This window comes from Candidatus Defluviibacterium haderslevense (genome assembly GCA_016712225.1).
Classification (GTDB): Bacteria; Bacteroidota; Bacteroidia; order Chitinophagales; family Saprospiraceae; genus Vicinibacter; species Vicinibacter haderslevensis.
Window position 1 is genome coordinate 1,334,621 of record JADJRL010000003.1, and the last position, 16,020, is coordinate 1,350,640.

General features: G+C 30.8%; 10 protein-coding genes. 5 read left to right on the forward strand and 5 right to left on the reverse strand.

The genetic code is table 11. The annotated features are described in order from the left end of the window. Positions 1-48: 48 nt before the first annotated feature. Both sprA and ruvA read right to left on the reverse strand, forming a co-directional pair. Positions 49-7,377, reverse strand: coding sequence for a cell surface protein SprA (gene sprA, locus IPK88_05415; GenBank protein MBK8242843.1), 7,329 nt, complete (start codon positions 7,375-7,377; stop codon positions 49-51). Between the two features lie 88 nt (positions 7,378-7,465). Further along, the gene (gene ruvA / locus IPK88_05420) at positions 7,466-8,053 is read right to left on the reverse strand and encodes a Holliday junction branch migration protein RuvA (GenBank protein ID MBK8242844.1); all 588 of its coding nucleotides are present in this window, start codon (positions 8,051-8,053) and stop codon (positions 7,466-7,468) included. 227 nt (positions 8,054-8,280) lie between these two features. Between ruvA and IPK88_05425 the strand changes: the two genes are divergently transcribed. Genes IPK88_05425 through IPK88_05440 form a run of 4 tightly spaced genes read left to right on the forward strand, consistent with a single transcriptional unit; the run spans position 8,281 to position 12,659 of the window. After that, a complete protein-coding gene (locus IPK88_05425; protein MBK8242845.1) occupies positions 8,281-10,311 on the forward strand; it encodes a BatA domain-containing protein in 2,031 nt (676 codons plus the stop codon). A 1-nt stretch (position 10,312) separates the two neighbouring features. Continuing rightward, positions 10,313-11,590 carry a dihydroorotase gene (locus IPK88_05430; protein ID MBK8242846.1) on the forward strand — a complete coding sequence of 426 codons (1,278 nt, stop codon included), beginning with the start codon at positions 10,313-10,315 and terminating at the stop codon, positions 11,588-11,590. Positions 11,591-11,601: 11 nt separating this feature from the next. Then, positions 11,602-12,168, forward strand: a complete 567-nt coding sequence (locus IPK88_05435) for a DUF4199 domain-containing protein (protein MBK8242847.1) — start codon at positions 11,602-11,604, stop codon at positions 12,166-12,168. Positions 12,169-12,197: 29 nt separating this feature from the next. After that, on the forward strand, positions 12,198-12,659 hold the full coding sequence (locus IPK88_05440; GenBank protein ID MBK8242848.1) for a hypothetical protein: 462 nt from the start codon (positions 12,198-12,200) through the stop codon (positions 12,657-12,659). A 14-nt stretch (positions 12,660-12,673) separates the two neighbouring features. On the opposite strand, the gene yidD is transcribed toward IPK88_05440, so the two are convergent. Both yidD and IPK88_05450 read right to left on the reverse strand, forming a co-directional pair. Continuing rightward, positions 12,674-12,904 carry a membrane protein insertion efficiency factor YidD gene (gene yidD / locus IPK88_05445; GenBank protein ID MBK8242849.1) on the reverse strand — a complete coding sequence of 77 codons (231 nt, stop codon included), beginning with the start codon at positions 12,902-12,904 and terminating at the stop codon, positions 12,674-12,676. Positions 12,905-12,910: 6 nt separating this feature from the next. Then, positions 12,911-14,275, reverse strand: a complete 1,365-nt coding sequence (locus IPK88_05450) for an alkaline phosphatase D family protein (protein MBK8242850.1) — start codon at positions 14,273-14,275, stop codon at positions 12,911-12,913. 109 nt (positions 14,276-14,384) lie between these two features. On the opposite strand from IPK88_05450, the gene IPK88_05455 reads away from it, so the two are divergent. Continuing rightward, positions 14,385-15,014, forward strand: a complete 630-nt coding sequence (locus IPK88_05455; GenBank protein MBK8242851.1) for a carboxypeptidase-like regulatory domain-containing protein — start codon at positions 14,385-14,387, stop codon at positions 15,012-15,014. Positions 15,015-15,038: 24 nt separating this feature from the next. On the opposite strand, the gene IPK88_05460 is transcribed toward IPK88_05455, so the two are convergent. Beyond that, complete coding sequence (locus IPK88_05460; protein MBK8242852.1) at positions 15,039-15,971, reverse strand: TerC/Alx family metal homeostasis membrane protein; 933 nt, start codon at positions 15,969-15,971, stop codon at positions 15,039-15,041. Between the last annotated feature and the right edge of the window lie 49 nt (positions 15,972-16,020).

The following is a 16,020-nucleotide window of genomic DNA, read 5'->3' on the forward strand; positions in this document are numbered from 1 at the left end:
GTCATAAATTTCTAATAAATTGGAATAGATTTTCTTATTTATAATCCATCAATTCAATAAAAACTGAATTGTTATACCCCCATTATAGCTAAGCGTTTTGTATTGTCCAGATGCATATGGCGTCTGTTTTCTATAATCTAAAAATATTTTTAAATTTAGATTTTTGTTGACATTATATAGTACTGAAGGAGAAATGCTTATAGTTTTTGAACCATTGATCACCTGACTTTTTGTATTATCATCTAGCACATGGATTTTAGTAATGTCGTCCTGAATACCAATATCAAGATTAAATTGCATATCATTACCCTTGGGTTTAATTGCAGTTTCTTCTAATGGATCACCTTTCTTCTTTTTACTTTTCTTATTAAGTTTTTTCTCTTTTTTAACTCCAGGCAAGAAATTCAAATAGACATTTTTTAACACATATCCGGCTTTAAATGTATAGTTCTTTGTATTTCGCTCATCCAATTGTCCATCTATAGCACTTTTCAATTGTAAATTTCGATTCCGATTAACATCCAAACCAAGTTCTATTCCCCCTTTAGTTTTAATATTTACTCCAATCAATGGACTAAATGATTCATTAATAGATACTTCGGGAATTTCCAATTTAGCAAAATATGAACCATTTAAAGTGTCCTGTTTTCTGGTCGTTGGTAATCCATTTTGGTCTTCTTTATAATCCAGATTCGTTCTATAACTATTCATAGACATTTTATTACTATAAGCATGTCGTATGCTGAAATCTTGGAATAAATTTTTCATAAGCCCCAATCTGGATAATCCAGTATAATTAATTTGCCAATTTGGAAGTGGTATCGTTTTAAATACATTCAGATTCACTTTGTCTGGATCTGTTTTAGTATAAGTTGCCAAAAATGCTGGAAGGATGACATCCTGATGATCTCCAAGGAATCCATCTCTATATTGAGGACTATTCTTACTTGGATTGGTAATACCATACTGGTCTCCAATTCTCTTTGATATTTTCGTTCTATTATTAGAAAATTCTTCAAAAACTTTGTCTATGTCTTTATTAAATAAAGTTTGAACAGAAATATATGTTATCGTGTATTGACCATTATCAAATGGCGTAAAATGTTGAAAAGCAAAATCAGGAGTACCAAATACCTCATCTCTCTTAAATGCTTCAGTATGATCTTTTACATAATTGCGATCTATATTCAAATCAATATTAAATTCCTTGAATAATTCTAATTTTAGTTTTGCACTTCCTGTGGTGCTTTTCCTTTGAATCATCTCTCGACTAAAAAATTTATTCGGAGAAATCCAACCTTTTGCCGCTGCTTGATCCAACCATTTACCCTTACTAAAGTCTGGTTGAAAACCCGCAACAAAATCCCATCCAGGTGCACTAAAGCTTTTATTCATTCCAAGTAATTCTGTGTTTTGCATAAACCCTGGAATAATGGTTGATTTATTTTCAGAATAGTTGAGTTGAATTTTGCGCACCAATAATAATGGTCGAACAACAACTTTCTCCAATATACTCAGTTCTCTAGGTGTATCTTGTTGTTTATCCTTTCCATTCAATTTATCTTTTTTATTAGAAGGCTTAACAGGGGTTCTATTTTGGGAATTTCTAAATCTTCCAGAAGAACTATTTTCTCCATTAATTCTCTTAAAATATTTTATCTTATTATAAAAATTAACTAAATTAAATTCACCACTAACAGATAAATTCTGCCCATTTCCAATCACACTTCCGAGTGTATCAATAGAATTCAAAGATCCAGCAGACCAACTATAATTAGCAGCATACTGCCCTCTCACTTGAACCCAATCTAAAAATGGAATAGACCTGGTTGGCAATGAATAAGATAATGTCATAGTGTGTCTATAATCTTTTGTCCTACCGAAATTACTAATATTTTTTCTAACAAATGGTTTTTTATCTTCAACAGAAGCAACTCTATTTGTTAATGGATTTATATAACCTTGTTTAAGCGGATTGTAGGTAATTTCGTCAACGATTGCATCATTTTGAGCTGTAAAATTAAATTTCAACAGTCTCGTGAAATCCCAATTCAAAGTATAATCTCTTCCCCATCCAAATTTTACATCCTCCCATGTACTATATTTTGGTGCTGCGAAACGATACACTCTTTTTCCATATTTTCTATCTAAATTATTCCTAACTGAAAGTGAATTGGGTATTAAATTAAAATTAAAATCTGAAATGATTTTCAAATTTTTATTTTTTACAATTTTTTTGAATGGTTCAATATATTTAGGTGTCAAACTGAAATTATAATCAATACTACCTTGCTTGGTTTGTAGTTTATCCTCGGAAACAACTGGATTATGTTTTAACGATGTGGATTGACCATAACTTAAACTAATGTTTTCAATGTCCCATGGCTTGGCCTTACTATTTCCAGTTTTATTTCTTCTAACATTGTTGAATGCAAAACTTCTCGTTTCTGCATAATCTATGGCTCTATCTTTAATGGAATCCCTTTCCGATTTTCCTGCTGCTGAATTTAATTTATCCTTCAACTTGACATCTGTATCATTAGGATCATATTGGGGAGTTCTTGTTCCACTGGAATATTGAGCGCTAAAGGGTAATGCAATATTTACTTTTTTGGGAATAAATTTTCCTAACTCCAATGTTGTAGTAGCATCATATTGTAGGATCTCATCTAATGCTCTTTGATCTAACTTCTGATCTAAGCCTCCCCATCCTACAGTGGAATAATTACCGGCCATACTGATAGAGCCTAAATCTGCTAATTGCAATTCTCCTCTTGCAACTGTAGCAAAACCACCTTTTTCGTCCAGTCCTATTAATCTCAATTCATTAAACCAAACTTCAAGATCCGTAAATGCTTGATTCGTACTATTTCTCATTCCCATTTGTACACCTCTAACTAAACCAATTGTTGGGTTTCCTTTTATTGTTACTCTATTATTTGGTTTATCAGGGTCAGCCATTGAAAAAGAATCTAATACTCCTCTTTTGTTTTTTAAATCAACTAATAACTGCAATGGAAAATCAAATTCATTTTCAGCAAGCCACACACTATCGACATATGTCGTGTTACCTGGCAAAACACTTTTATTTGAAAGTCTTAATGGAATTTCATATTCGTAATAATTATTAGTAAAATCCTTTCCAAACCTTAAAAATATTTTTGCATCACCAGGGACTAAATCTTGAGAACTTTCACCATGAACAAATAATTTAACTCGTTTGTATTTTCGAATATCCAGGTCAATAATTTTATAAACTGATTGTTCACAATTTGGTAAAAAATTATTTTTACGCAATAACAAACTACTTTCATTTTGGAAAAGATCAGCTGCAGTGGTTCCATAAAATCGTTCTCTGTCTATTCCTTTAGGTACTACATAATTAAATGGTAGTTTTCCGGAATTTTCTTCAATATCAACCTTATCTAAAATGAGTGCCTCATCTGGGGCATCAATAATACAACTTCGTTCTTTATCTACGTATCTTCTCCAAGTATTTCTACCCAATTGGAATTTAATCATTCTAAACGTTACTTCTTCATCAAATCCGGTAAGTAATAATCTCATACTTTGAATCGATCTAAAATCACTGATCTGACCCACACTGTCTTTATATTGATTTATTGGAATTCTAAAATGGTACCATGTCTCTTTTGGATTTGAAACAGGGTTAATTGTTTCTGTAATAAACTTTGCACTTGCAATATTAATTTGATTATTATCATTAACAATGTCAATTGGATAGTTATAATATGATTCTAATTCATTTAATGATTTATCATTGTTTACATCCTCTTGATCAGGAGTGTTAGTATATGCTGTTGAAATATTATTACCTGGATCAATTTGGGCATTTCCTTCAGGCATATTATAGCGTTTATATTTCTTTATGATGGAAGGTTCGTTATCTAATTTACTAGATCTGTATGAAAGATAATCATCGTTGGAGGGATCTTTTGCTATTGAATCTAAAATATTAGCCGCCACAAATCCTCTTATTTTTTCAACATAGTTTGAAAAATAACTTAATTCTCCATTTGGAACACTGGTATTAATACTATTTAGTCCATCGAACCCTATATCTTGTGCACTTCTATTATCGTTATCAAAATTACCAGTGATGGGTGGTTTACGACTGATCCTGCCAAAATTAGTTGTACTAATAGGTAAATTCAAATTAGAAGTTGGTAAACCATTTTCGAATTGTTGATATCCGTCTTTAAAAATATCTTCAGAAAAATTTCCTAATTGCAGGATTAGTTTACCTGAATTGGATATCGGACTATTGTCAAATTTACTCAAGAATGGATTCAAAACCCAAAAATCAATATACTCTACATTGTTAGCTTCAAAATCATTAGTATTCAATTTTGACATAATTCCTCCCCATCTGGTTTCAGGACTATTCAATTGATATTTATCATTTATTCCAGCCGTTATAAAATTTCCCAAACTATCCTTAAGACCATTGGGAATATCATAATTATAAGGGCCTTTTTCTCTTGGATAATAGGTAAGATCAAATGTTACTTCACCGAAATATCCTATGGGTCTTTGTCTGTTTGGAAAAATATCCGACTCCTGGACTATTCGCGAATAGGAATCATTTCCTTGGTTGCTTGTTCGAGCATAATCATCTATCCGATACCAACTTAATAAAGCTCTATTTGCTGAAGTATAGAGATCATTTTTAGAATTAACACCCCTAAAAGCAGAATTTTCAGAATCTTTCAATGGTGCTGAAGCCAATAACCATTGAGTTGGATTATAGAATAAACCAATGCCTGTAGCGCTTCCTTCAAAATCATCAATATAAATTACACCTCCATCACTACCTGTCTGGTTTATTGCTCTGGAGTGACCTGGTTGCAATAAAGCGGCTTCAGCTTGAAGGGACCATTTAGAATCTTCTTTAGTACTATACAGCGGAAGTTTATCCAACGCCCTAGTCAGCCATGGGGCTGATTTATTAAGCCCAAAATCAATTCCATATATTGTATTATTGATTGGATCATCCCCCAAATTAACTTTTTGTGTATATGGTTTTTCGAAAAGTCGCATGTATGTAGTACCAACATAAAAATCCTTTCTTTTAGAATATTCAGCTCTTAGCCCCAGCATCGTTTTTGTTTGAAAACTGAAGAGGGAATTATTTTCAAAATCAACTGTTATACTCGCATCTCCTTGGAGATAGGCATCATTTAATATGGTTACTTTGCCAAGATTTCTGTCTACGGTATAATCCACACCTTCTACTAAAGCCAAAGCACCAGCTTTTACTATAATTTTAAGATTAGGATCAGAACTAAAAGTATTCAGGGAAATTTCATTGGATTTGCCGGATTTAAAATTACCCTTAAGCAAAAATTGATTGGATTGTAAGTTTTGGCGGGCTGTAGTCAGTGAACTATTGTACAATTCTTGATAACTGTATTTATTAAATAAAGAATCAACTTTGGCCTGATCAAAAGGGATAATGACATTTGACAACAATTTTTTCAAAGAAGAACCAAACGGTTCAAGTACTGGAAAAATGACACTTCCTGTCGCTGGAATGATCGTTTGTGCAGGTACCCAATCGAATACCCCATCAGGTTGGGGGTCTCCGGATTTATTTAGATTGTCTAATCGAAACAGATTCAGCAAGGGATATCCGTCAATTTCGGGAATAAATCGTTTCGCTATACCATCTTTTGATTCATAAAAAATATCAAAATTGAAATCCGTCTGATTTAAATTGTACCCTCCTATCGGATATACATTTTTCATCATAAGATCATAAGAAGGTAAGGTAACAGATTGACTGCTAGATTTTAATAATTTGGTAAACAGCACTCTGTATCTTAAAGAATCAGATTTTATTTCAGATGAAAATTCACCTACCTTAAAATTAGCTCCGGTTCGTGGGTCTTGTTGTTTGCCATTATAGGTATAATGATAAGAAACGGCTAAGATTTGATTCGGTCTTGGTCTGATCCTTAAAGAAATAAATCCTAAATCGGCATTATAGGTATATTCTGTTGAATTTAACCTCTTAGCTCTAACTTTTTCGAAATCTCTACCTTGTTGTAAGTTTAATCCTGCTGGATCGGATAATACACCAACGACTTTATTCAGTTCTCTATTTAATGTATCACTGAGTATTTTATCTAGTAAACTATTTGAAGTATTTGTTACCAATGGTCTTCCGTTAAGATCTCTTGGAACAGCCCTTCCAGGGATAAATTTATTAAAATTAAGGGAATCCATATCAAAGGGTAAGCCATCTGGTACCCCTAAATCAGTTAAAGCGACAATATCTCTAACTTCAGTTTCTCTTGAATTCTGAACATCTTCAGTAATCCAAACTTCAAGATCTTTGATCTTAAATTGGCTATTTATTTCTGGCAAATATGCTAAAGCTTCTTCATAAGTATTTCTGTTATAATGACTTAGAAAAAAATTTCTGTTTTCATCGTAATTATCCGGACGTATCACAAAATCCTGAACGACACCACCACCTTTGGTTTTAATACTTTCTTGTTTGGACTTTTGTTGTGACACAATACCTGTAAGTCTTAAATGCCCAAACTGCCAATCTGTCTTAAAACCAAATAAATTTTGGCTACCTTGTATTAAAGTAGATCTAAGTGGAAGACTTACATTACCTGCTTCGATTTTCTTTATGATGTCATCCTCTGAAAACTTCTCACTATCATAATTCAATTTGATTTTATTTTCAAAATCAAAACTGGATTGAGTATTAAGACTGGTATTTAATTTGAGCTTATCACCAATATTTCCTACTACTTCCATTTGTATATCCATATCGAATTTAGGCCCATAATTGCGCTTTTGACGATAGGATAAATTGGGTATATCATTAAAATTATAATATCCACCTAAAGTAAGGTCTACGCTTCCTTTGGGTTCTATTTGAATACCCAATCCTCCAAAAAGGCGATCTGCTAAATTTCTTTTAATTTCAATTTTCGTTACAGGGTCTACAACGCCAATGTTTGTTTTTTTAGATGTAGATATTCCTGCTAGACTTTTCATATATTCCTTATCCTGTTGCCTGGACTTAAACTTCATATATTCATCAAAACTCATATAAGATGAGGGCCTGTAGAATTCTGATCCTATCTTTTGATTGGTCCTATATTCACCACTTTCAGCATCATATTCAACGGTGTTCTCAATAATTTTTGGGTCCTTTAGGTCAAAAGGATTGGTATCCTGTTCGCCTCCCGACCCATTTTTTACATTTTTAGCAGGAATGGTATCTGAAATACTAAAATGGGTTTCTTCAAAAAGATCAGGAAGTTCTCTCCCTCCAGCTAAAATTATGTGATTAAATAAAACACTTAACAATGTGTATAAAACCAATTTTCTCATATCCAAAATACCTAATAAAATAATACATTTTGATTGCAACCTGAGCATTATAACGCAAAAAAAACGCCTTGCGTATATACTTAGTAAATTATGCCAATTTTTTTAGCGCTAACTTGATGAGCGCCTCAACAGACATTTCATTAGCTTCTATGTCTGGGATTTGCTTAAGTCCCTGTTCTATTTGAACACGGATAAAGCCTAGTGCCAGGAGCGCCGACAATGCCTCCTGCTTAACTGGAGCAATTGCTCCTTTCAACTGACCCATATCTTGATTTTCTTTTGTCAACTTGTCCTTTAGATCAATAATGATTCGTTGAGCTGTTTTAGGTCCAATTCCTTTAACTCGTTTAAAACTTAAGTCATCACCCAAAATAATAGCCTGTTTAATCATGAAAGGCTCCATAGATGATAGTATTAACCTTGCAGTATTAGGCCCAACACCATTTACTGAGATTAAATGCACAAATAGATATCTTTCCTCTTCAGTGTAAAAACCATACAAACTATGTCCATCTTCTTTAACATGATAATAGGTCAATATCTTTGCTTCTTTCAGTTTGGACACTTCAGTGTAGGTCTGCAGGCTTATAAAAACCTGATAACCAATCCCACCTGCTTCAATTATTAAATTGGTAGGTTGACAAACAACAATTTGACCCTTAATATACGATATCATAAAATCAAGGTAAAGGTAATAAATATATTAATAAACATTAATATGTAAATTTATAATTCAGTCTTTAAACAAAGTAATATTAAGAAATCAAAGTAATCTATATGGATATGATGCCATTAATAAATTAGATAAATAATGCATTTACAAAAACTAACTTGCAGCAGAAATAAGAAATATCCTTTAAACGTTATAATTTAATTAGTTTTGCGGTAGGATTCATATACACCATGCAATTTTTATTTCCAGGTATTCTTTGGGGCTTATTTTTATTGATTATACCAATAATCATTCACCTTTTCTATTTTCGAAGATATAAGCAAGTCTATTTTACAAATGTGCATTTTCTTAAGGAATTGGTCGAAGAAACTGCTTCCAGAAATAAATTAAAAAATTTCCTTATCTTACTTTGCCGTTTATTAGCAATTGGTTTATTGGTTTTTGCTTTTTCCCAACCATTTTTTAAAACAAATAATCAAGAAACTAAAACTAATAAAGCGGTCAGTATTTATATAGATAACAGCTGGTCAATGAATGCAAAATCTGACGAGGGAATACTTTTTGCAAAATCCAAAAAAACAGCCACTGAAATTGTTCAAGCTTATTCAGAATATGATAAATTTCAAGTTATCAGTAACGAATTATCTGGCAGAAATTTACGATTTTTATCTAAAGACGATGCGTTCACCGCAATTGAAAATATTAACTTAGGTCCAACAGTTAATCCATTATCAACTATAATCAGAAAACAACAACAATCTCTTAATAATTTAAATAATTTGGGTCATGAAATATATGTTATTTCTGATTTTCAAAAAAAGATAATGGATTTAAAACCATCTGATATTGATTCTACCTTCTCTATAAATTTTATTCCAATCCAAAATATTAGTGAAAATAATGCTACTATTGACACCGCCTATTTTTCATCGCCTGTTATTATTCCAAATCAAGTTAATTCTTTAATTGTAAAATTAAGTAATTATGGCTCAACTGATTTGGATAATCTTAGCTTGAGATATGAATTAAATGGTCAGGATATTCCACTTTCAAATTTATCTATAAGAGCCGGCAAGACCATTTTAGATACCATCAAAATAAATATCCAAACATCAGGCTGGCAAAATTTAATTCTAAAAATTAAAGATTTTCCAATTCAATTCGATGATACGTATTATTTAAGTTTTAAAGTTGATGAAGAAATTAATGTTCTTGTTATTCATGATCAACAAGAATCTAATGAATTATTATTGGCCATAAATAGTCTTCCTTTTTTTAAAACTACCTCATTAGATATTGGAAATTTAAATTATAGTTCATTAAAAAATTACAGACTAATTATCTTATCTGATATTAAGAATATTACATCAGGATTGGGTTCTGAATTAAATAAAGCAATGAGCGAAGGAACTAATTTATTGATCTTTCCAGCTTCTGATTTAAAAGATCTAGATTATCAAAATCTAAACACTTCATTACAATTTCCAAATTTAATCAGTTTTTCAAGATTAAAAAAAGAAGTAGGGACCATTAATTTGGAAGAAGAAATCTTTCAAGATGTATTCAGCAACCCAAAGGCAAATTTTAAATTGCCATATACCAATGGAAGCTATTTAATTAAAGGCGGACATCCACATGAATCCATTTTAAATTATCGAGATGGAACTAGTTATTTATCAAAATATTCTTATCTTCAAGGTGTTGTTTATTTTTGTACTTCTCCAATAAATATTGAATATAATAGTTTGGTAAAAAATGCAGAGATTCTTCTTCCATTTTTATTTAAGGCAGCTTTTTCTGGAATAAAAAAATCAAATTTTAACTATACAATTGGTCAAAATCAAGTTATAACATGGCCGATTCAAAAGAATATAGTCTTAAAAGACATGACTTTAAAATTATCAGGACCAGAAGAGATCATACCATCTGTCCAAATGGCTCAAAATCAACTTAATATAGAGGTTTACGATCAAATAAATAAGTCTGGTATTTACGAACTTAAAAACAATGAGCTATCTCTAGGTTTTGTTGCCTTTAATGAAAACAGACTTGAGTCTGATTTATCGATTTTTAGTAAGTCCCAATTAATTGATTTACTTGGTGATAAAATAAAATTGCTTGATAACGATAAAATAAATGATTTTACATCATTAATTAAAGAATCTAAGGAAAAACATTCTTACTGGTGGCTTTTAATACTTGGAACTTTACTATTTTTATTCTTGGAAAGTGTTTTAATTAGGTATTGGAAGACTTCATAATATGGACTATATATTTAAAAAAGTAATCATAGTTGACCCTCAAAGTCCTTATCATTTAAAAAAGAGAGATGTTTGGATTAAAAATGGTACAATCCATGAAATTAAAGCTAATATTGTTCCAAACAAAAATTCAATAATTCTTGATGTAGCGGGATCATTTTTGTCTCCCGGATGGGTAGATATTGGTGTCCATACGGGAGAACCAGGATTTGAAGAAAGAGAAACCTTAATAAGTCTTTCAAATGCCTCTGTTGCTGGCGGCTATACTACTATTTGTTGTTTATCAAATACCAATCCTGTATTACATTCAAAATCCGAAATTCATTTTATACTCCATAATTCACATTCACTCCCAATTCATATTTGGCCGATTGGAGCTATTAGTAAGGATAACGCATCTGTTGAAATGGCTGAGATTTTACAGATGTTCCAATCTGGTGCTGTTGCTTTTTCAGATGGGAATCAATCCATCCAAAAAAGTGGCTTATTGTTAAGGGCATTAGAATATTTAAAATTATTACCCAAATCATTAATTATCAATCAAAGTTTAGATGATAATTTATGGATCAAGGGCCAGATTCACGAAGGTCTTGTAAGTACTAAGTTAGGCTTAAAAGGTATCCCGTCCATTGCTGAATATATTGCCGTCCAGAGAGACATAGAAATTCTTCGTTATGCGCAATCCAGACTACTCATTCATAAAATATCTACATCTGAATCTGTTCAATTAATTCGGAATGCCAAATTAACATTAAAGGATTTATTTGCTTCAGTTTCAATATTTAATTTGGCTTTCGAAGAAAATTCATTGGAACAATTTAATCATCAATTAAAACTTAACCCACCCATTCGATCTACCAAAGATCGTGAGGCACTTATTAAAGGACTCATTGACGGAAGTATTGATATTATATGTAGTGATCATACTCCAATGAATCCGGAAAAAAAAGAATTGGAGTTTCAGTCATCAGCATTTGGAGCAATTTCACTTGAAACTGCCTATTCATTAATTCAAACTTTTTTAAACAATGAAATTGACGCATCACTCTGGGTTGAGAAAGTTGCAATCAACCCAAGAAAAATTCTGAATAAAGAAAAAGTAAGCCTGCAAGAAAATGTCGTCGCTGAATTAACTTGGTTTCATCCAGATATAAATTGGAATTATTCAGATGGATTTATAAAATCCATTTCCAAAAATAGTCCATTAAGAAATAAAAGTTTAAAAGGAAAAATTTTAGGAGTATATAATAAAAATAAATTTATTTCAAATATTATTTAATTCAATTGATTATGATTAATTATCCATATGCGATTAGAATAGGTTTGATTTGGGGTGCAGCCTATATTCTTATCCAGTTAATTCTTTATCTTTTTAGTAGTTCATTAATAACCAATTCATGGATTGCAAGTTTAATTTTTTTGTTGGGATTAATTCCGATGTATATTTCGGGTTCAGAACATAAATTAAAATTGGGTGGATATTTATCCTGGAAGGAAGCTTTAATACCCATTTGGATTAGCTCTATAGTCTATTCATTTTTTTCAATGGTTTTTACATTTATTTTATATAATTTTCTAGCTCCTGAGTTAATCGATGAGCAACGAAATGCTCAAATTAAAATGATGGAAAATTTTAGAGGTACTATGGGTAATGAAGCAACAGAAAAAGCTATCGAAGATATAGCAAATTCAAATCCCTTTGGTTTTGGAAAAATAATTCTTGCATTTTGTTTTTCACTCATTTTCTACTTTATAATATCTTCCATCATAGCTCTTATTATTAAAAAAGAAAATCCAAATAGTATATTTGAAAAATATAAAGATAATTCTGATCCTTTTGATGCAACGAATAGCTAATATTAATCACCAATTTTTACAAAAAAATAATGGTCAAAAATCTCTGGTTTAATGAATTTTTGTGGTGGTTGATTTCATTAATAATGGCTATATGCATATTATATCCTATTATTTATAATAATCTTACCTATGAATTTCTTTGGCCTAATTTTTTATTTATTTTAGGTTCAATCACCTTTACCAGATGGCTCTTCTTTTGGCATCAAACTCCATATGCATGGTATCAATTAATAAAAATAGCTATTATTTTTATTATGATTCCGACTGTTTTTGTTTGTATAAATTATTTTTCTGAATTTAAAAATTTCATAGATGAAATTGGATTGCAAGAAATAGTCTCCAATTTAAAATCTGAAGATCAAGCTGCCATGTCCCTTTATATAAGAAATGAAATGATTTTATTCTCCATTTCATGTATTATCTCTGGAATTTGTGTGCCTTTCAAATTAATATGGAATATTTGGAAGCAGTATAATTTAGGTCAGGTATAGGTATCATCCCCAATTCATTTTTTTTTCTTTGGAATTGGATCATCTCCACTTCCACCCCAAGGGTGACATTTAGTTATACGCCTAATTCCTAAAAAAACACCGTAAAAAATACCCCACTCATTTACTGCCTGTATCATATAATTAGAACAAGTTGGATTGAATCTGCAATTTTTTCCTAGGATTGGTGAAATAAAAATCTGATAAACCCGAATTGGAAATATTATTATATAGTTGAACCATTTCATTTAGCGCTACTTTTTATTATACCTTAAATCGTTTTCAGAAATTAACCATTTCGATTTGGCTTGACCTGATATATTTACAAATTCTACTTGCAATACTCTATCCTTGGGCTTACCTGAAACAGTAAATCGCCCGTAATTATGCTCTTCGACCAAGGTATTTGGAATTCTATTTGACTGATTTATAAATTCTTTTTTAACTTTTGAAATACCGGCTGTTAATGATGAGACCGTTACATCATATAATGGATAAGCCATCTCTCTATCTTTTTTAATTATTTCACTATGATGTTTGTCACCTGTTAAAAATATTACGCCATTAATTTTATGTACATTTAAAAAATTCATTAAATCATTATACTCTACTGGATAATTATAAAAACAATCTCCACCATCTTCAACTTCATTCACTACTTGAGATCCCGTAACAATAATTTTAAATGGTGCATAGCTATTCAAAAGTGAATTTTTTAACCAGTTTATTTGCTCTTGACCAAACATCAATTTTTCCGAATTTGGAATATTATTAATATTACTTAACATATCATCTGAACTGCGCCAGGTGCGGTTATCCATCATAAACAAATCTACATCATTATAAGAAATTTTACTGTATGTTCCTTTATCATACAATCCATATGTTGGATTAGCCGTGTAAGCCATAAATACTTTTCTTGATTCCTCTTGAAAAATGTAAGACAAGCCTTCATTATTTGGTCCATAATCATGATCATCCCAAATTGCAAAATGAGACATTGATTTAAAAATGGGTTGAATTTCACTTACCGCTCGATCTCTGGATGCCCTATTCCATAAACCCCATTTACTTTGGAAATCCACCTCCCGAGTATACCAACTATCGCCTAACCATAACATGAATTCTGCTTTTTCTTTTGCCATAGATAGAAAAATGATTGAATCTGAACCATATGGTTTCCCAGGTCTGTCATAGATAGGTTGATTGATATAATTACAACTACCGGCAAGAAATGAAAAATCCGGCGCTGGAATTCTATATTTCCATAATACTTGAGTTTTAAAAGTGCCCTTTAATCTTTCAGATTTGTCTTTTTTGTCAATGGTTATTTGATATTCATATTCTTGACCAGGCTCTAAACCAACCAAATCAAAAACTATAGTTTTATAATCAAATGCAGAATGATAATTAGGAAATGCTGATTTCGGACTAACTGTTTTGTTTATTGGCCAAAATTGAAGTGTTGCATTAGATTTTGCTCCAATTTCACACCAAATTTTTGCCGTCCTATGTTCTATATATCCCAACATAGGTCCACTAATTAATTGAGCCATTAATGGAGAACAAAAAAATAAATGGAATACTATTAATACGAGATTAAGCAACGTTTTAATCATATCTTCGTCTTTTTATGTGGTAAATATACTATCCTATTATGAACAATAACAAAATTCGATTATTATTCGTTTGTTAAATCGAAGCCCTATAGCTAGATAAAATTTGAAAATGAAAATCAATTTCTTTTTATTGTTAATCCTTAGTTGTCTTGTCAAATCTTGGTCCCAAGGCAATCAATTAATTCAAATTTCCGGTCTCGTATTAACCGATATTGATTCAGAACCTAAACCATTACCTTTTGCAGAAATCAGTATTATTGGTACTGGAAGGGGTGTATATGCAGATAGTAAAGGGTTTTTTTCAATGGCAGTTCAAAAAAATGATACCCTTGTTTTTAATTACTTAGGGTTTAAACCCATATTTTATTTAGTACCGGATAGTTTAGGCAAATCTCATTATACTATTTTTCAAATTATGACAAGAGATACCATATACTTACCCGAAACTATTGTTTATCCCTGGCCAGATAAAAACTATTTCAAGCAGGAATTTCTAGCCATGGATATTTCTAACGTACTTCAAGAAACTGCTTTAAAAAACTTAGCTCAAGATAACCTCCGCAAATTTTTTGAATTTACCCCAACTGATGGTCAAGCCTCAAGTCAACTTTATTTAGTTCAACAAGCACAAAAAAATTATTACAATGGTCAATTTAGACCAAATAATCTACTAAGTCCAACCGCATGGATAGCCTTTTTTAAAGCTTGGAAAAGAGGAGATTTTAAAAGAAAAAAATAAAATATTTTTATTGTATTTATTTTATTAAAGCAATTTGGTGTTTTTTCGTTGGTGATATATTGAATACCATATTGATGCACTTATGCATGCTACAATAGTCAATAATGAAATCCAATTTGGTATATGAATATCAACAAACACTAAAAACATTTTAATACCAATAAATATTAAAACGATAGCAATTCCTTGTTGCAAAAAATCAAAATTATCAGCTGCTTTTTGCAAAATAAAGAAAAGTGCTCTCAGCCCTAATACTGCAAAAATATTTGATGAGAATACTACCAAATTATCCGTTGTAATTCCAAAAACAGCTGGTATAGAGTCTAATGCAAAAATAATATCTGTAATTCCAAGCATAAAAATTGCTAATGCCAGTTTGGTAAAAAATATTTTTCCTTTTCTATTTATAGTGTATTTACCATGTGGTTCATCATCAGTATATCGAAGATATTTTGTTAAGAAATGATAAACTTTACCATCTTTGATATCACTTTCTTCTTCTGGATTTTCTGAAAATAATTTATACCCAGTGTATATTAGAAATGCTCCAAAAATATATAATATCCAAGAAAAATGCTGTACCAAAATAATACCAACAGAAATAAATATGATCCTGAAAATTACAGCAAGTGCGACACCAATTATCAATACTCTACCAATGTTTTCTTTAGATATTTGTAAAGATGAAAAAATCATTACAAAAACAAATATATTATCTATCGAAAGTGACATTTCCATTAAATATGCCGATAAATAATTTAAAGCTTTATTACTGTCATATTCAAACCACAAGTATCCAAAATACCCTAAAGCAATTAATACCCAGAATAAATATTGATACAAGGCGTTTTTTAATTTTACTTCCTGACCTTTTTTACTAAATACAAAAAGATCTAAAATAAATGAAAATACAAGTGCAACAATAAAAATGATATAACTTAAATAATCCTTGTTCATAATATCAAAGATAATGAAAATAATCTTTAAAAACCCATCCTCAATAAAA

Bases quoted from the DNA above. Each gene is read 5' to 3' on its own strand.
- IPK88_05460 (MBK8242852.1), bottom strand. From the start codon at position 15,971: ATGAACAAGGATTATTTAAGTTATATCATTTTTATTGTTGCACTTGTA.
- ruvA (MBK8242844.1), bottom strand. From the start codon at position 8,053: ATGATATCGTATATTAAGGGTCAAATTGTTGTTTGTCAACCTACCAAT.
- yidD (MBK8242849.1), bottom strand. From the start codon at position 12,904: ATGAAATGGTTCAACTATATAATAATATTTCCAATTCGGGTTTATCAG.
- IPK88_05425 (MBK8242845.1), top strand. From the start codon at position 8,281: ATGCAATTTTTATTTCCAGGTATTCTTTGGGGCTTATTTTTATTGATT.
- IPK88_05435 (MBK8242847.1), top strand. From the start codon at position 11,602: ATGATTAATTATCCATATGCGATTAGAATAGGTTTGATTTGGGGTGCA.
- sprA (MBK8242843.1), bottom strand. From the start codon at position 7,377: ATGAGAAAATTGGTTTTATACACATTGTTAAGTGTTTTATTTAATCAC.
- IPK88_05440 (MBK8242848.1), top strand. From the start codon at position 12,198: ATGGTCAAAAATCTCTGGTTTAATGAATTTTTGTGGTGGTTGATTTCA.
- IPK88_05455 (MBK8242851.1), top strand. From the start codon at position 14,385: ATGAAAATCAATTTCTTTTTATTGTTAATCCTTAGTTGTCTTGTCAAA.
- IPK88_05450 (MBK8242850.1), bottom strand. From the start codon at position 14,275: ATGATTAAAACGTTGCTTAATCTCGTATTAATAGTATTCCATTTATTT.
- IPK88_05430 (MBK8242846.1), top strand. From the start codon at position 10,313: ATGGACTATATATTTAAAAAAGTAATCATAGTTGACCCTCAAAGTCCT.